The following is a 15,773-nucleotide window of genomic DNA, read 5'->3' as shown; positions in this document are numbered from 1 at the left end:
AACGGTCAAACCATGAATTCAGGAAAGATTTGTGGGAACAATGTGCTGTGTGAACAGTGTGCTGTGTGGATAAAGAATGGTGCGTCTGAATGGACTCGAACCATCGACCCCCACCATGTCAAGGTGGTGCTCTAACCAACTGAGCTACAGACGCAGGATGGTGCGTTCAATTGGACTCGAACCAACGACCCCCACCATGTCAAGGTGGTGCTCTAACCAACTGAGCTATGAACGCAATGTTGCAGATGACAACGGGGACGAATATTAGCGGCAGAGCCGGAATGAGGCAAGAGGGAAAACGTAATTTTCTTCCTGATTTCACTCGATTGCAGAGGAAACGCGCAAAATGTCGAGAGAATAGCCGCCGTCCGGCGGCTATTGCTGATTTATCGCGCAGCGCGCTGCAAAATAATCGCTGATGACTGGCGTTGCAGGTATCGCATACGCAGCATCATCATAATAGCCGCAGACGTCAGGCCGATAATAAAGCCCATCCAGAACCCGGCCGGTCCCATGCGATCCACCACCAGATCGGTCAGCGCGAGGATATAACCGCTCGGTAATCCCAGCACCCAGTAAGCTGTAAAGGTAATAAAGAAAATCGACCGCGTATCTTTATAACCACGCAAAATACCGCTGCCGATAACCTGGATCGAATCGGAAATTTGATACACCGCCGCCAGCAGCATCAGTTGCGCGGCGAGCGTGACCACTTCAGGATTGTCGTTATAGAGCAGGGCGATAGGCTCACGTAACGTCACGGTAAAAATTGCGGTGATAACGGCCATGCAAACCCCGACGCCCAGTCCGGTTCTGGCGGCTGTCTGGGCATCCAGCGTTGAGCCCTGGCCAAGTCGATAGCCCACGCGGATGGTAACCGCAGCCGCCAGCGACATCGGCAATACGAACATCAGCGAACTGAAGTTCAGGGCAATCTGGTGGCCTGCGACATCCACAATACCCAGCGGTGAAACCAACAGCGCCACCACGGCAAACAGGGTGACTTCAAAAAACAGCGCCAGGGCGATCGGCAAACCTAGCTGTACCAGACGTTTCACGACCGCCGTATCCGGCTTGCTGAATCCGCGCTCGTTGCGGATATCGCGCATTGAACGCGCACGTTTCACATACGAGGCCATCGCGATAAACATCACCCAATAGACCGCCGCCGTGGCAACGCCGCAGCCCACGCCGCCGAGTTCCGGCATACCGAAGTGGCCATAGATGAATATATAGTTCACCGGAATGTTGACCAGCAGGCCAAGGAAGCCCATGACCATGCCGGGTTTGGTTTTTGCCAGACCTTCGCACTGGTTACGCGCAACCTGAAAGAACAGGTATCCCGGCGCGCCCCACAGGAGCGCGCGAAGATAGCCCACGGCTTTATCCGCCAGCGCAGGATCAATGTTATGCATAGAACGGATAATGTATCCGGCATTCCATAGCACAAACATAATGAGAACGGACACACAGCCCGCCAGCCAGAAGCCTTGTCGCACCTGGTGAGCGATGCGTTCGCGGCGGCCAGAGCCGTTGAGCTGCGCGATAACCGGGGTTAGAGCCAGTAACAGCCCATGACCAAACAGAATGGCGGGCAGCCAGATAGATGTGCCGATAGCGACGGCAGCCATATCCGTGGCGCTGTACCCGCCAGCCATCACGGTATCGACGAATCCCATCGCGGTTTGGGCGATTTGCGCAAGAATCACCGGTATTGCCAGAGCTAATAACTGACGCGCTTCACTGATATACTTCTGCACGTATACACCTATTATTTGTTGTTATTTGAGAGACTAAAAAAGCCGCCTTAAATGGCAGCAAGAAGAAAATGCAGGGGAAATTTCAGTCTATTGTAGCGAGGAATACGTAATTCTCCAGTGAAAAAACAGGTGCTTTTAGCGCTTTGCTGGCAACCTGATTTTCCACCTGCTATTGTGCTGGGCAGAGATGTATTAACTGATTTCAGGAGTTGCAGGTATGTTTACAGGTATTGTGCAGGGCACCGCGAAACTGGTGTCGATTGATGAAAAACCGAATTTCCGCACGCATGTCGTGGAATTACCTGAACACATGCTGGACGCGCTGGAGACTGGCGCATCGGTGGCGCACAACGGCTGTTGCCTGACCGTCACTGAAATAAACGGTAATCAGATCAGCTTTGACCTGATGAAAGAGACGTTACGCATTACCAATCTTGGCGATCTGAGCGTCGGCGATCTCGTTAACGTGGAGCGTGCGGCGAAATTCAGCGATGAGATTGGCGGGCATTTAATGTCGGGTCACATTATGACCACGGCTGAAATTTCGAAAATTCTGACCTCTGAGAATAATCGTCAGGTCTGGTTTAAAGTTCAGGACCCGCAGCTGATGAAATATATCCTGTATAAGGGATTCATCGGCATCGATGGCATCAGTCTGACGGTAGGGGAAGTGACGCCAACGCGCTTTTGCGTTCATCTGATCCCGGAGACGCTGGAACGCACCACGCTGGGTAAGAAAAAACTGGGCGCTCGCGTCAATATCGAAATTGATCCGCAAACCCAGGCGGTTGTTGACACCGTCGAGCGCGTGCTGGCGGCACGGGAAAGCGCGGCGAATCTGCATGCAGGCGACGCGTAACCCGACGTAAAAACCCCCGCAGCGCGGGGGTTATCAGGATTAGCGGGGAATACGCAGGCCGTGTTCGACGCCGCGAGAAAAAACCACCTGCCATAGCTGTATATCACGGGCGCGAAACGCCCCGGCGCATGCATTCAGATAATAACTGAACATGCGTTTAAACCGTTCGGTGTAATTATCTGCAATTTCCGGCCAGCCGTTGATAAAGCGAGAATACCAGGCCATCAGGGTGGTGTCGTAATCTGCGCCAAAGTTGTGCCAGTCTTCCATCACGAAATGCGATTCGCTGGCATTCGCAATCTGGCGAACAGACGGCAGGCACCCGTTCGGGAAAATATACTTATTGATCCACGGGTCGACATTATTATCCGTCTTTTTGGAACCGATAGTGTGGAGCAGGAAAATACCGTCCGGTTTCAAATTACGGTCGACCACTTCAAAATAGGTTTTATAGTTCTTCGGCCCGACGTGTTCAAACATACCAACGGACACAATGCGATCAAACTGATCGTTAAGGTCGCGGTAATCCTGTAGCCGAATAGAAACGTCCAGACCTGCGCAACGTTCCTGGGCCATCTTTTGCTGCTCGGCGGAAATCGTGACGCCAACGACGCTGACGTCATAATTGGACGCCATAAACTGGGACAAGCCACCCCAGCCGCATCCGATATCCAGCACGCGCATACCCGGCTGCAACTGTAGTTTTTCACAAATGAGCTTCAGCTTCGCTTGCTGGGCGGATTCCAGTGTGTCGGCATCTTTCCAGTAAGCGCAGGAATATTGCATATACGGGTCGAGCATGCGGGAGAAAAGATCGTTGCCGAGATCGTAATGTTCTTTCCCGACTATCCAGGCGCGTTTTTTACTTTGTAAGTTGAACAGGCGTGCGCCCGCGATACGCAGCGTATCTTTGAAATGGTGGGGGAGTTGGTTTTCGAGCCCGGCTCGTAAGACTTTACTAAAAAACATGTCCAGTCGGTCGCATTCCCACCAGCCATCCATATAACTTTCACCTAACCCCAGCGATCCTTCCTGTAATACACGTTTGAAAAAATCGGGGTTTTTAACACGAATATCCGCTGGGGCAGTGCCATTGATGGCGATACCCGCACGGCCCAGCAATTCGTTGGTGATACGATACCAGTCATCATCTGGTACGCTGACTTCTTCTATACACGATGAACTCATAGCTTCTCCATCACTTGGTCGGTGATCAGAACCTTAAAACAGCGTAGACGCTTTTTGGGCTTTGTGAGAAATCTCACGGAATAATTCCGCGAGTCTATTATCCGACGTAGAACAGAGGAAGGGAGGAACCCTTACCGAAAAGGCCATCCGTGGTGAAACGGGAACGCTCCGGTTCCCGTTAACGCATAATAATTATCGTAATATTAACAACCGAAATTTAGTATAGGCCTCAAAATTCGATGATACAACCGAAAATTGTTAGCGAGCTAATTACCTGTTGTTGAACATTTTTAGTGAGATTCGCTGTGCGCAACTTCGGTGTTTGCTGCGCGCGTGGCCGGTTCCTGCGCCTGAAGTTGCAGCCAGTATCCCAGCGCCGCCAGAGCCACCGTCGACAGCATTACGCTGGTGGTGGTAAGCAGCGGCGTGCTGATCAGCCACGAAACGACCAGGCTTGCCAGGAAACACAGACCCAGTTGCAGCGTGTTCTGTAAGGCTGCTGCGCGTCCGGTCGCTTGTGGGAAGGGGCGCAGCGCCTGGGCGACCACGATAGGGTAGATCGCGCCGTTCGCGATAGCCATCACACAGAATGGAATCAGGATCTCTGTCAGCGAAACATGGCTGATGAAGCTGGCGCCCCAGGTGGCGACCACGCTCAGCGCATAGAGAACCAGTAACCAGGGCAACAGCTGTTGACCCTGCCATTTTTGCAGCGCCGCGCGGCAACCGTAACCGCCCACCAGGAACGCGATGGTCTGCGGTACATAACTCAGGCCAATTACCGCCGGGCTATAGCCCATTTCGCTGAGGATAAACGGGGAACCCGTCAGCCAGGCAAAAAAGCTGGCGGAGCAGGCGGCGTAAATCAGGACGTTGCCGCGATAAGTTTGTGAACGCAGCAGGCTGGCGAAGGTCAGTTTTTCCTGGCTGTGGTCATGTGCTTTTGTTGTTGGCTTTAAGCGTAAGGCGGGCAGCATCAATATCAGCGTAATGATGAACAGCGTGGCAAAAATGGCCTGCCAGGAAAAATGCGTCAGGATCCAACTGCCGAGTAAAGGCGCAAGGGCGGGCGATAAACCGACCAGCGGCATAATGGTGGCGAAGATGCGATTAATTTTTTGCGTTGGATAATAATCCGTCACCAGCGCCTGCCAGATCACCGTAGCGGCACAAACCCCCACCGCCTGAATAAAACGCAGTACCAGCAGCCCGGTAGCGCTTTCGACCCACATCATCCCCAGACTGCCCAGCGCAAAGATGGAGAGACCCAGCAGCAAAATGGGTTTACGCCCGTAACGGTCTGACAGCGGCCCCCACAGCAGTTGCGCGACGGCGAAACCGGCCAGGAACAGACTGAGACTGGCGCTGACAGCCGCCGCCGGTGTTTGCAGGTCGGCCTGAATTGCCGCGAACGCGGGCAGATACATATCTGTTGCCAGAAAGCCCAGCACGCTGAGACCCGCCAGCCAGACTAAAAAACCTTTTCCGGGTTGCATAATTGTTTCTCTTTTCCAGAAGTAAGACATTGCCGCTGAGTGTAGGGAGTGAAATTCTGCTTGTGAAACGCTAATATTTGGCTACTGGATTCAAAATTTTTGCAGGCAGAATATGTGGTCAGAATATTCACTCGAAGTGGTTGATGCCGTTGCCCGTAATGGCAGTTTTAGTTCTGCGGCGCAGGAGTTGCACCGCGTGCCTTCTGCGGTGAGCTACACCGTCCGTCAACTGGAAGAGTGGCTGGCGGTGCCGCTTTTCGAACGACGCCATCGGGATGTTGAACTGACCCCCGCCGGGGCATGGTTTTTAAAGGAAGGGCGCTCTGTTATCAAAAAAATGCAGATCACCCGGCAGCAGTGCCAGCAGATAGCCAACGGCTGGCGGGGTCAACTGGCGATTGCGGTCGACAATATTGTTAAGCCGGAGCGCACCCGGCAGATGATTGTTGATTTTTATCGTCATTTTGATGATGTGGAATTGCTGGTCTTTCAGGAGGTATTTAACGGCGTCTGGGATGCGCTGTCGGACGGGCGCGTGGAGCTGGCTATCGGCGCGACGCAGGCCATTCCGGTTGGGGGACGCTACACCTTTCGCGATATGGGGATGCTGAGCTGGAGCTGCGTGGTCGCCCGCCATCATCCGCTGGCGTCAATGGCTGGCCCGCTCAGTGACGATACGTTGCGCAACTGGCCGTCGCTGGTCCGGGAGGATACCTCGCGTACGCTTCCGAAGCGCATCACCTGGCTGCTGGATAACCAAAAACGCGTGGTGGTGCCGGACTGGGAATCTTCAGCGACCTGCCTCTCAGCGGGACTGTGTGTGGGAATGGTGCCGACCCACTTTGCTAAGCCGTGGATCGACAGCGGGAAATGGGTGGCGCTACAGCTTGAGAATCCGTTTCCTGATGCGGCGTGCTGTCTGACGTGGCAGCAGAACGACACGTCGCCCGCGCTGGCCTGGCTACTGGACTATCTGGGCGACAGCGAAACGCTGAATAAAGAGTGGTTACGGGAGCCGGAAGAGGCTCCCGCAGAAGGGGATTAACGGCGATAGTCGCGGAACGGGCCATCGGCGACAGAGCGACGCTCAATCAGACGCGGATGCACCTCAATGGACTGCGATTCTTCGCGTTTGTTGACGATACGGTCAAGCAGCATATTGAAGGCCGTTTCACCCAGAGAATCTTTCGGCTGGTGAATCGTCGTCAGCGCAGGCGTAAAGTAACGCGCGTTGCGCACGTTGTCGTAGCCGATGACCGAGATATCCTGCGGTACGCGCAGCCCCATCTCGTCAGCGGCGCACAACGCGCCCATCGCCATAATGTCGCCACCGCAGAATACGGCCGTCGGGCGGTGAGACTGGGAGATCATTTGCTGCATTGCGCGGTAGCCTGATTCCGGCTCGAAATCACCCTGAACGATCCAGTTTTCCGGTACGTTTATCAGCGCTTCTTCCATCGCTTTCATAAAGCCAGCCAGACGACCTGCGCCGGTGTTGCGTTCCATTGGGCCGGGAATCACGCCAATTTCACGGTGCCCGCGTTCAACCAGATAACGACCGGCCATATAGCCGCCTGCAAAGGCGTTATCAATGACCGTATCGGTAAAGTCCGCTTTGGCTTCGCCCCAGTCCATCACCACCATCGGGATATGGCGATACTCTTCAAGCATAGAGAGCAGGGACTCAGGGTATTCGGAACACATGACCAGCAGGCCATCCACGCGTTTTTGCGCCATCATGGAGAGGTACGCGCGCTGTTTTTCCAGGTTGTTCCAGGCGTTGCCCAGAATCAGCGTATATCCTTTCTGGAAGCAGTTCTTTTCAACGGCTTCGATAATTTCAGCAAAATAGGCGGCTTCGCTGCTGGTCGCCAGCAAACCAATCGATTTGGTGTGGTTAACCTTCAGGCTGCGGGCAACCGCGCTGGGAGAGTAGTGCAACTCTTTAATGGCTGCCCATACCGCGTTGCGCGTCTCTTCCGCAACGAAGCGCGTTTTGTTAATTACGTGTGATACGGTTGTAGTGGAAACGTTTGCTCGCTTCGCCACATCTTTAATTGTTGCCATTACATCTCACTCCAGACCATATCCTGAACTCCTGAAAATACTGTAAGTAAACGTTTGCCTTTACACACCTTGATCGCAACGTCAGGGTTGCGGCACGCCGGGAAAACGACACGGAACATCAGGAAGGGGGCAATGGCCGGTACGCTAATCAAGTAAGCGTGGAATTTTGTCTGATCTTGACGAAAAGGGGAAGAGTTAAAAGCGCTTATCAATATAAATCATGGGAGATTTTTGCATTCAAGTGTGTAAAAATGCGCAATATCACTTTTTGTGTGGGAATAAAAAGGAGAAAACTTGATGAGCACCGATCTGAAATTTTCGTTAGTGACCACCATTATTGTGCTGGGCCTGATTGTCGCAGGCGGTCTGACTGCCGCACTGAACTGATTTACCTCTGAGGGAGAGCATTCTCCCTCTGTCTTTCCTCTCTCTTCTTCCTCATTTTTAACCAAATCGTAAAAGTCTTTTGCTATTTTGCTTACTTTATTAGTTTTGTGATTGATGTCATGCTTTTGACTCTTTTGCGTGCCCCGTGACGGCACGAAGCTGCGGAGTCGATGTATGAAAATAAATTATCCCTTACTGGCGCTGGCAATTGGCGCATTTGGTATTGGAACCACCGAGTTCTCTCCGATGGGCTTGTTGCCCGTTATCGCTCGCGGCGTGGATGTCTCGATTCCTGCGGCCGGAATGCTAATCAGCGCGTATGCCGTTGGTGTGATGGTCGGCGCGCCGTTGATGACGCTGCTGCTTTCCCATCGCGCACGTCGTAATGCGCTTATTTTTTTGATGGCGATTTTTACCCTCGGAAATGTGCTGTCGGCCATCTCGCCGGATTACACTACGTTGATGCTGTCGCGGATTCTGACCAGCCTGAATCACGGCGCTTTCTTCGGTCTGGGGTCGGTGGTGGCGGCCAGCGTCGTACCCAAACATAAACAGGCCAGCGCGGTCGCCACCATGTTTATGGGGCTGACGATCGCCAATATTGGCGGTGTTCCTGCGGCGACCTGGCTGGGGGAAACCATTGGCTGGCGTATGTCCTTCATGGCGACGGCGGGGCTGGGCGTAATTTCAATGATTAGCCTCTTTTTCTCGTTGCCGAAAGGCGGGGCGGGAGAGCGCCCTGAGGTGCGCAAAGAGCTGGCGGTGCTGTTGCGACCACAGGTGTTATCGGCATTACTGACCACCGTTCTGGGCGCAGGCGCGATGTTTACGCTCTATACCTATATCGCCCCGGTGCTGCACAGCATTACGCATGCAACGCCTGCTTTCGTTACCGGGATGCTGGTACTGATTGGCGTTGGCTTTTCTATCGGCAACTACCTGGGGGGAAAACTGGCGGATCGTTCGGTTAACGGCACCCTGAAAGGATTTTTGCTGCTGCTGATGGTGATTATGCTGGCGATCCCGTTCCTGGCGCGCAATGAAGTGGGTGCTGCTATCAGCATGGTGGTATGGGGGGCGGCGACATTCGCGGTGGTTCCGCCTTTACAAATGCGCGTTATGCGGGTTGCCAGCGAAGCGCCAGGCCTCTCTTCATCGGTCAATATCGGTGCCTTTAATCTCGGTAATGCGCTTGGCGCAGCGGCGGGGGGCGCAGTGATTTCCGGTGGTTTGGGCTACAGCTTCGTACCGGTGATGGGGGCGATTGTGGCAGGGCTTGCGCTGTTGCTGGTCTTTGTCTCTGCGCGCAGACAGCCTGAAGACGTTTGCGTGGCGAACTAAGCGCAGCATTAAAACGCAGAAGGGACTCCCTTCTGCGTTATTCTCTTTATGCCGCGAAGTTTTTCGCCACAAACTCCCAGTTTACCAGCGCCCAGAAGTGCTCCAGGTAGCCAGGACGGGCATTGCGGTAGTCGATATAGTAGGCATGTTCCCACACATCCACGGTCATCAACGGCGTGGCGTCGGTGGTCAGCGGCGTACCGGCATTCGACGTAGAGACGATAGCCAGTTTCCCATCCGTCCCTTTAACCAGCCAGGTCCAGCCGGAACCGAAGTTCTTAATTGCGGCGTCGGTGAACTGTGCTTTGAAATCGGCAAAGCTGCCGAAGGACGCGACAATGGCGTCAGCCAGTTTACCCGTTGGTTCGCCGCCAGCATCAGGCGCCAGGCAGTTCCAGTAGAAGGTGTGGTTCCAGACCTGTGCCGCGTTATTGAAGACGCCGCCTTCAGCGCTGCGAACGATCTCTTCCAGTGATTTCCCCTCAAACGGCGTGCCTTTGATCAGGTTGTTAAGGTTGGTCACATAGGTCTGATGATGTTTGCCGTAATGATATTCCAGCGTCTCAGCAGAAATGTGTGGTGCAAGAGCATCTTTGGCATACGGTAATGCAGGTAATTCAAACGACATTGCTTCTCTCCTTATATTTATATTAGGTGCGCACAATAACCTTATTGTACGTAAGGATAGGGTAGCAAATTGAAAGGTGATACAAAAGAAGAACTTACCCTGTAGCCATACTACAGGGTAACGTTTTATCGAATGGTTTTCGGCGTCATGACCCGGCGTGCGCCCACGTAATGGCGCTGCCAGTAATCTTCGCTAAGAGAGGTAATCTGTATTTCCTGACCGCTGCGCGGAGACTGAATAAATTTGCCGTTGCCAACGTAAACGCCAACGTGATCGGCAGTACCGCGACCCTGAGTACGGAAGAACACGAGATCGCCATTTTTCAGTTCGCCACGTTCAATCGGCGCGGCATCACGCAAATGGTACATTTCATTTGCAGTACGCGGGATGCGGAATTTCACCAGATCCTTATACGCGTAATAAACCAGACCGCTGCAATCAAAACCGGTTCGTGGAGACGTTCCGCCCCAACGATACGGTTTGCCAATCTGATTCATTAATTTATTCATCGCCGTGTTGGTGGCTTTCTGCATTTTCGCTTTATGCGCATCGGCAATGGCAAGCGGGGCGCCTTTTACTTTGACACAATGCGGCTTACGACCCTTGCGCGGCGTACATTTTTCCGTCCAGGTTACGGCGGCGGTTTGTGTGGTGGCGGGTTTGCTACGACGGCTTGCGGTTTTGCTGGTTTTCGCAGGGGAGGCAATGCGTTTTTTCGATGTGGAGGCCGTTTTACTTTGGGTTTTACTCACGGCTTTTTTTGCAGTCTTCGTTTTTTTCTTGCTGGTCGCGGTGTTCTTCTGCTTATCTGCCGTTTTCGTGACATGCGCGGCAGGCGTCGCCCTGGCTTGCCGGGAAGCATGCGCCATTGACGTAAAAGGGAGCGTGGTAAAAAGCAAAGCACAGAGCGTGATCGAGATCCGGTTTATCCGCGCCACTGAGCAATCCTCTGGTTAAGGGCAGGTCGAATTCATGCCTGCGTATGATTTACAAAACGCATCGATTCTAATCTATAAAATCCCCGGAAGTTAATAGCTTTTGTCATCTAAAATCGCGTTTCGTTATTGAGTGCAAAAAAAAGCAGCAACAAAAGCGGAAACGGGTCAACAGATAAACAATTCCATACTGTTTAAGTGGATAAGAGATATTTAGAATGCAACTTCAGGCTTCAGACGATAAAATAGTAAAGCGTGATGAAAATGTTATTTTCCGTTGCCAGCCTGACCCGCTACAATGTCAGACTACTGCCGTAAAGAAGTTTAAGGAAGCAAGACAATGAGCACCACTATCGAAAAAATCCAGCGCCAGATCGCTGAAAACCCGATTCTCCTGTACATGAAAGGCTCTCCAAAACTGCCAAGCTGCGGTTTTTCCGCGCAGGCTGTTCAGGCGCTTTCTGCCTGTGGTGAACGTTTTGCCTATGTCGATATTCTGCAAAACCCGGACATCCGCGCCGAGCTGCCGAAATATGCAAACTGGCCGACCTTCCCGCAACTGTGGGTGGACGGTGAGCTGGTTGGCGGCTGCGATATCTTAATTGAAATGTACCAGCGCGGTGAGTTGCAGCAGTTGATCAAAGAAACTGCGGCAAAATACAAAACCGAAGAGCCTGACGCTGAGTAATTCAGCCGAAATAAAAAAGCGACCATCTGGTCGCTTTTTTTTTGCTGAAAACGCGGTTGCCTGATGGCGCGTCGCTTATCAGGACGCGCGGGCACCGCCACCCGACACGATTATGCCTCTTCTGGTACCGGCAACGGCCAGCCGCCAAGACGCTTCCAGCGGTTAACGATTTCGCAAAACAGAACGGCCGTTCGTTCGGTGTCGTATAGCGCAGAGTGCGCCTGCGTTCCATCAAACGCCATTCCCGCCGCCAGACACGCTTTTGACAGCACGGTCTGTCCCAGCGCCAGGCCGCTCAGGGCCGCAGTGTCAAAGGTCACGAAGGGGTGGAAGGGGTTACGTTTCAGCGAAGCGCGCTCAGCGGCGGCCATCATAAAACTGTGATCGAACGTGGCGTTATGGGCGACCATGATCGCACGATTGCAACCGCTGTCTTTAATTCCCTTGCGCACCATTTTGAAAATAGCATGCAGCGCATCGTACTCGCTGACCGCGCCGCGCAGCGGGTTAGAAGGATCGATTCCGTTAAAGGCAAGCGCTTCGGGCTGTAAGTTTGCGCCTTCGAACGGCTCAACATGGAAATGCAGCGTCGTGTCCGGCATCAGCCAGCCTTGTTCATCCATTTTCAGCGTGATGGCGGCAACCTCAAGCAGCGCATCGGTTTTGGCATTGAATCCCGCCGTTTCGACATCAATGACGACAGGATAAAAACCACGAAAACGGTCGCACAGACCGGAAAGTTGAGCGTTATCGGACATCTGGGTCTCTTAATACGGAAAAATTGCAGCGCGCATTATGGCAAATTTTACGCTGAGATGCAGTAAAACAACGGGCACAGAGAGTCTGCGCCCGGCGGGAGATTAGTTGCCCAGACCGCGACCGGCGTCTTTGGCTTCAATCAGTTCAATTTTGTAGCCATCAGGATCTTCAACAAACGCGATGACGGTGGAGCCGCCTTTTACCGGACCCGCTTCACGCGTGACGTTACCACCGTTCTGGCGAATGCGCTCGCAGGCTTCGGCAGCATTGTCGACGCTCAGGGCGATATGGCCATAGGCCGTGCCCAGCTCGTACTTATCAACGCCCCAGTTGTAAGTTAACTCGATCACCGCTTCTTCGCTTTCCGGGCCGTAACCCACGAATGCCAGAGAGTATTTGTATTCCGGGTTTTCGCTGGTGCGCAGCAGCTTCATGCCCAGTACGTTGGTGTAGAATTCGATGGAACGCTGCAAGTCGCCAACACGCAGCATGGTATGAAGTAAACGCATCTTTTTCCCCTCAAAAGTGCTGAATGGTCAATACATTCAAAATGTTGTTCTAGTATAGCGGCGTTTTTACGCCGCTACCAACGCAGGATTACAGGGTAGGATAGTCCGTGTAACCTTCAGCGCCGCCGCCGTAGAAGCTTTCTGCGCGTTGTGGATTCAGTTCTGCTTTGCGTTGCAGACGAGCTACCAGGTCCGGGTTAGCGATATACGCCCGGCCAAACGCGACGGCGTCGATCAGGCCCTTATTGAGCAGGTCTTCCGCTTTTTCCGGCGTATAGGCGCCTGCGCCAATGATCGGGCCGTGGAAGCGGGCGCGAACTTTCTCACGGAAGGCGTCAGTATACGGTTCGCCGCCAGCCCAGTCAGGTTCGGACATGTGCAGATAGGCAATGCCGCGTTTACCCAGTTCCTCAATCAGATAGAGCGCATCGGCTTCTTCATTCGGGCCATTGTCGACATTCTGGAATGTGCCGATAGGGGAAACACGGATACCAATTCGATCTGCCCCCCATTCCTGAATACCGGCATCGACGACTTCCAGCACCAGACGCGCGCGGTTCTCAACGCTACCGCCGTACTGGTCAGTACGATGGTTTGACGTCGGGGAAAGAAACTGGTGCAGCAGATAGCCGTGGGCGGAATGCAGTTCTACCAGGTCGAAACCGGCTTCACGCGCATTGGCGATAGCCTGACGGAAATCGTTGACGATGCCTGGGATCTCGTCGGTTTCCAGCGCGCGCGGTATTGAGGTGTCGACACGAATGGCCTGGCCGTTTTCATCGCGCAGCGAGGTACGGGTGCCAGCGCCGATCGCAGACGCGGAGACAGGGGGCTGTCCGCCGGGTTGCAGGCTGGAATGAGAGATTCGACCGGTATGCCAGAGTTGAACAGCAATGTGCCCCTGTTCGGCATGAACGCCAGCGGTAATTTTTTTCCATGCCTCGATCTGCTCCGCGCTGTGCAGACCCGGCGCGCCCGCATAGCCTTTCGCCTGTGCGGAGATCTGCGTCGCTTCACTGATGATTAGCCCGGCGCTGGCGCGTTGACGATAATACTCGGCCATTAACGGGGTGGGAATGTCGCCCGGTTCAATGCTGCGCAAACGCGTCAGAGGGGCCATGAACACACGGTTTGCTGCCGTAATTGCGCCCACTTTCAGCGGGGTAAACAGTTTCTCAGATGACATAATGGCTCCTGGTATAAGTAGACCGGTCGTCTAGTGATAAGGAAAATAAAAACGCCCGTTAAGCCGCAGGCGTTGCGATAATCGTTTTTACATGTGCCAGCGCGCTTTCAAGCGGGGCGGCACTGCGAGAAATTTTGGCGTGCAGATTCGCGCCTAACCACAGCGCATACAGGATCTGCGCCTGTTGCAGCGGCTCGCCAGCAAAAGAGAGACAGCGGGCTTCGCGTCCTTTTTCCAGCGCTTGCGCTAACAGCGTAATAATATGCCGCGCGCCTTTGTCCATCGCAGTGCGCATATCTTCTGAGAGATCGCACACTTCGGCGGACAGCTTTACGGTCAAACAGCCGCTGATAGTGCCTTGCTGGCAAAACTGATTCAGGGTTTCCTGATAGTAAGCCAGAATGCGGTCACGGTAGTTGCCCGCTCCGGCGTCAAAATGCGTTGCCAGCCGCTGATGATATCCGGCGTAATGCCGTTCCAGCATGGCGACGCCAAATGCTTCTTTGGAACGAAAATAGTGATAAAACGACCCCTTCGGCACTTCGGCGGTTTTGAGCAGCTCGCTCAATCCCATTCCGGTGAAGCCACGCTGCATACAAAGCTGCTCGCCGGTAGCCAGAAGATGTTCGCGGGTATCATGTTCAGTCTGTTTGTTCATGCCGTTGAGTGTAATAGACCAATCGGTCTAATGCAAGTCAGGTTGCCAGAAAGCCAGTTAGCGTCTTCAATAAGCATAAGTGCTTTCGTTGAGGAGAGAGTGTGGCCGAGCAGTTAGAGTTTTTTCCCGTCCCAAGCCCGTGCCGGGGGATCTGTCAGTCGGATGAGCGCGGATTTTGTCGCGGCTGTCTGCGCAGTCGGGATGAGCGTTTCGACTGGCAAAAAATGAGCGACGCCGAGAAGCAGGACGTGTTGCGGCTTTGTCGTCAGCGTCTTATGCGCAAATTACGCGCAAACAAACCGAACCCGCAGGAAGAACCTCAACAACCCTCACTCTTTTGAAACCGTAATTGCGTATACTCGCTAAACATCTATATATGAGGAAGCGGTTATGGTTCAGCGTATCACTATTGCCCCGCAAGGCCCGGAATTTTCGCGCTTCGTGATGGGTTACTGGCGTCTGATGGACTGGAATATGTCTGCGCGTCAGCTGGTCAGCTTTATTGAAGAGCATCTTGATCTGGGCGTCACGACCGTTGACCATGCGGATATCTACGGCGGTTATCAATGTGAGGCCGCGTTTGGCGAAGCGTTGAAACTGGCGCCGCACCTGCGTGAGCGGATGCAGATCGTAACGAAGTGTGGTATCGCCACGACCGCCCGGGCTGAAAATGTACTCGGCCATTACATCACTGACCGCGACCACATTGTCGCCAGCGCTGAACAGTCCCTGAAAAATCTGGCGACCGACCGTCTTGATCTGCTGCTCATCCATCGTCCCGACCCGCTAATGGATGCGGACGACGTCGCGGAAGCATTCCAGCATCTCCACCAGAGCGGAAAAGTGCGCCACTTTGGCGTCTCTAACTTTACCCCCGCCCAGTTTACGCTACTGCAATCGCGTCTGCCGTTTACCCTTGCCACGAACCAGGTTGAGATTTCACCGGTTCATCAGCCGCTGCTACTGGACGGTACGCTGGATCAGCTACAGCAACTGCGTATTCGACCGATGGCGTGGTCCTGTCTTGGCGGCGGTCGTCTGTTTAATGATGATGAATTCGCGCCGCTGCGCAACGAACTCGCCGCGATTGCGGAAGAGCTGAACGCGACCACGATTGAGCAGGTGGTATATGCGTGGATTTTACGCCTGCCGTCTCAGCCGTTGCCGATTATCGGTTCCGGTAAAATTGAGCGCGTACGTGCAGCGATTGAGGCGGAGTCTCTGACGATGTCGCGTCAGCAATGGTTCCGTATCCGCAAAGCGGCGTTAGGTTACGACGTGCCGTAATGCTCCGTTTTCGGCTTTCCGTTCA

Annotated in this window: 17 protein-coding genes and 2 tRNA genes; 7 read left to right on the top strand and 12 right to left on the bottom strand. The window is 53.7% G+C overall.

Features of this window, described 5'->3' with window-relative positions:
* Positions 1–77: 77 nt before the first annotated feature.
* From FD428_RS11800 to mdtK, 3 genes are all read right to left on the bottom strand, one after another.
* Positions 78–154 (bottom strand) — tRNA-Val (locus FD428_RS11800).
* 4 nt (positions 155–158) lie between these two features.
* Positions 159–235: transfer RNA gene (locus FD428_RS11795), tRNA-Val, on the bottom strand.
* A gap of 151 nt (positions 236–386) precedes the next feature.
* Positions 387–1,760: a multidrug efflux MATE transporter MdtK gene (mdtK, locus tag FD428_RS11790; RefSeq protein WP_047457282.1), complete on the bottom strand. Its 1,374-nt coding sequence runs from the start codon at positions 1,758–1,760 to the stop codon at positions 387–389.
* A gap of 217 nt (positions 1,761–1,977) precedes the next feature.
* Between mdtK and FD428_RS11785 the strand changes: the two genes are divergently transcribed.
* Positions 1,978–2,619, top strand: coding sequence for a riboflavin synthase (locus tag FD428_RS11785; RefSeq protein WP_012132549.1), 642 nt, complete (start codon positions 1,978–1,980; stop codon positions 2,617–2,619).
* Between the two features lie 39 nt (positions 2,620–2,658).
* Here FD428_RS11785 and cfa read toward each other — a convergent pair whose 3' ends face one another.
* A complete protein-coding gene (gene cfa / locus FD428_RS11780) occupies positions 2,659–3,807 on the bottom strand; it encodes a cyclopropane fatty acyl phospholipid synthase (protein WP_012132548.1) in 1,149 nt (382 codons plus the stop codon).
* A gap of 290 nt (positions 3,808–4,097) precedes the next feature.
* On the bottom strand, positions 4,098–5,303 hold the full coding sequence (punC, locus tag FD428_RS11775; RefSeq protein ID WP_114848529.1) for a purine nucleoside transporter PunC: 1,206 nt from the start codon (positions 5,301–5,303) through the stop codon (positions 4,098–4,100).
* A 112-nt stretch (positions 5,304–5,415) separates the two neighbouring features.
* Here punC and punR point away from each other — a divergent pair, with 112 nt between their 5' ends.
* Positions 5,416–6,348 (top strand): DNA-binding transcriptional activator PunR, encoded by a 933-nt coding sequence (gene punR, locus FD428_RS11770; protein WP_012132545.1) that lies wholly within the window; start codon positions 5,416–5,418, stop codon positions 6,346–6,348.
* On the opposite strand, the gene purR is transcribed toward punR, so the two are convergent.
* Positions 6,345–7,370 (bottom strand): HTH-type transcriptional repressor PurR, encoded by a 1,026-nt coding sequence (purR, locus tag FD428_RS11765; RefSeq protein ID WP_012132544.1) that lies wholly within the window; start codon positions 7,368–7,370, stop codon positions 6,345–6,347. The two genes, punR and purR, sit on opposite strands and share 4 nt — an antisense overlap.
* A 297-nt stretch (positions 7,371–7,667) precedes the next feature.
* Between purR and FD428_RS11760 the strand changes: the two genes are divergently transcribed.
* The gene (locus FD428_RS11760) at positions 7,668–7,757 is read left to right on the top strand and encodes a cytochrome bd-I accessory subunit CydH (protein WP_096753851.1); all 90 of its coding nucleotides are present in this window, start codon (positions 7,668–7,670) and stop codon (positions 7,755–7,757) included.
* Positions 7,758–7,931: 174 nt separating this feature from the next.
* The gene (locus tag FD428_RS11755; RefSeq protein ID WP_012132541.1) at positions 7,932–9,098 is read left to right on the top strand and encodes an MFS transporter; all 1,167 of its coding nucleotides are present in this window, start codon (positions 7,932–7,934) and stop codon (positions 9,096–9,098) included.
* 46 nt (positions 9,099–9,144) lie between these two features.
* Here the strand turns inward: FD428_RS11755 and sodB are convergent, their stop codons facing one another.
* Together sodB and FD428_RS11745 are read right to left on the bottom strand one after the other, a co-directional pair.
* Positions 9,145–9,726 (bottom strand): superoxide dismutase [Fe], encoded by a 582-nt coding sequence (gene sodB, locus FD428_RS11750; RefSeq protein WP_058669061.1) that lies wholly within the window; start codon positions 9,724–9,726, stop codon positions 9,145–9,147.
* Positions 9,727–9,851: 125 nt separating this feature from the next.
* Complete coding sequence (locus FD428_RS11745; RefSeq protein ID WP_024130372.1) at positions 9,852–10,664, bottom strand: C40 family peptidase; 813 nt, start codon at positions 10,662–10,664, stop codon at positions 9,852–9,854.
* 337 nt (positions 10,665–11,001) lie between these two features.
* Between FD428_RS11745 and grxD the strand changes: the two genes are divergently transcribed.
* Positions 11,002–11,349, top strand: a complete 348-nt coding sequence (gene grxD / locus FD428_RS11740) for a monothiol glutaredoxin 4 (RefSeq protein ID WP_003832760.1) — start codon at positions 11,002–11,004, stop codon at positions 11,347–11,349.
* Between the two features lie 110 nt (positions 11,350–11,459).
* On the opposite strand, the gene rnt is transcribed toward grxD, so the two are convergent.
* The 4 genes from rnt to FD428_RS11720 all read right to left on the bottom strand — a co-directional run bounded on the left by rnt (position 11,460) and on the right by FD428_RS11720 (position 14,461).
* Positions 11,460–12,107: a ribonuclease T gene (gene rnt, locus FD428_RS11735; RefSeq protein ID WP_047457270.1), complete on the bottom strand. Its 648-nt coding sequence runs from the start codon at positions 12,105–12,107 to the stop codon at positions 11,460–11,462.
* Between the two features lie 102 nt (positions 12,108–12,209).
* Positions 12,210–12,617, bottom strand: a complete 408-nt coding sequence (gene gloA, locus FD428_RS11730; RefSeq protein ID WP_024130371.1) for a lactoylglutathione lyase — start codon at positions 12,615–12,617, stop codon at positions 12,210–12,212.
* An 88-nt stretch (positions 12,618–12,705) separates the two neighbouring features.
* Positions 12,706–13,803, bottom strand: coding sequence for an alkene reductase (locus tag FD428_RS11725; RefSeq protein WP_114848528.1), 1,098 nt, complete (start codon positions 13,801–13,803; stop codon positions 12,706–12,708).
* Between the two features lie 58 nt (positions 13,804–13,861).
* Positions 13,862–14,461: a TetR/AcrR family transcriptional regulator gene (locus tag FD428_RS11720; RefSeq protein ID WP_047457263.1), complete on the bottom strand. Its 600-nt coding sequence runs from the start codon at positions 14,459–14,461 to the stop codon at positions 13,862–13,864.
* A 101-nt stretch (positions 14,462–14,562) separates the two neighbouring features.
* On the opposite strand from FD428_RS11720, the gene FD428_RS11715 reads away from it, so the two are divergent.
* Both FD428_RS11715 and FD428_RS11710 read left to right on the top strand, forming a co-directional pair.
* A complete protein-coding gene (locus tag FD428_RS11715) occupies positions 14,563–14,802 on the top strand; it encodes a DUF1289 domain-containing protein (protein WP_114848527.1) in 240 nt (79 codons plus the stop codon).
* Positions 14,803–14,851: 49 nt separating this feature from the next.
* Positions 14,852–15,748, top strand: coding sequence for an aldo/keto reductase family oxidoreductase (locus tag FD428_RS11710; RefSeq protein WP_012132531.1), 897 nt, complete (start codon positions 14,852–14,854; stop codon positions 15,746–15,748).
* Positions 15,749–15,773: the final 25 nt, after the last annotated feature.

This window comes from Citrobacter sp. TBCP-5362 (genome assembly GCF_005406305.1).
Classification (GTDB): Bacteria; Pseudomonadota; Gammaproteobacteria; order Enterobacterales; family Enterobacteriaceae; genus Citrobacter_B; species Citrobacter_B koseri.
This window is presented reverse-complemented; position numbering and strand designations above follow the sequence as displayed.

Excerpts from the sequence above, each read along its gene's own strand:
- FD428_RS11785 (WP_012132549.1), top strand. The coding sequence starts at position 1,978 with ATGTTTACAGGTATTGTGCAGGGCACCGCGAAACTGGTGTCGATTGAT.
- cfa (WP_012132548.1), bottom strand. The coding sequence starts at position 3,807 with ATGAGTTCATCGTGTATAGAAGAAGTCAGCGTACCAGATGATGACTGG.
- punC (WP_114848529.1), bottom strand. The coding sequence starts at position 5,303 with ATGCAACCCGGAAAAGGTTTTTTAGTCTGGCTGGCGGGTCTCAGCGTG.
- punR (WP_012132545.1), top strand. The coding sequence starts at position 5,416 with ATGTGGTCAGAATATTCACTCGAAGTGGTTGATGCCGTTGCCCGTAAT.
- purR (WP_012132544.1), bottom strand. The coding sequence starts at position 7,370 with ATGGCAACAATTAAAGATGTGGCGAAGCGAGCAAACGTTTCCACTACA.
- FD428_RS11760 (WP_096753851.1), top strand. The coding sequence starts at position 7,668 with ATGAGCACCGATCTGAAATTTTCGTTAGTGACCACCATTATTGTGCTG.
- FD428_RS11755 (WP_012132541.1), top strand. The coding sequence starts at position 7,932 with ATGAAAATAAATTATCCCTTACTGGCGCTGGCAATTGGCGCATTTGGT.
- sodB (WP_058669061.1), bottom strand. The coding sequence starts at position 9,726 with ATGTCGTTTGAATTACCTGCATTACCGTATGCCAAAGATGCTCTTGCA.
- grxD (WP_003832760.1), top strand. The coding sequence starts at position 11,002 with ATGAGCACCACTATCGAAAAAATCCAGCGCCAGATCGCTGAAAACCCG.
- rnt (WP_047457270.1), bottom strand. The coding sequence starts at position 12,107 with ATGTCCGATAACGCTCAACTTTCCGGTCTGTGCGACCGTTTTCGTGGT.
- gloA (WP_024130371.1), bottom strand. The coding sequence starts at position 12,617 with ATGCGTTTACTTCATACCATGCTGCGTGTTGGCGACTTGCAGCGTTCC.
- FD428_RS11725 (WP_114848528.1), bottom strand. The coding sequence starts at position 13,803 with ATGTCATCTGAGAAACTGTTTACCCCGCTGAAAGTGGGCGCAATTACG.
- FD428_RS11720 (WP_047457263.1), bottom strand. The coding sequence starts at position 14,461 with ATGAACAAACAGACTGAACATGATACCCGCGAACATCTTCTGGCTACC.
- FD428_RS11710 (WP_012132531.1), top strand. The coding sequence starts at position 14,852 with ATGGTTCAGCGTATCACTATTGCCCCGCAAGGCCCGGAATTTTCGCGC.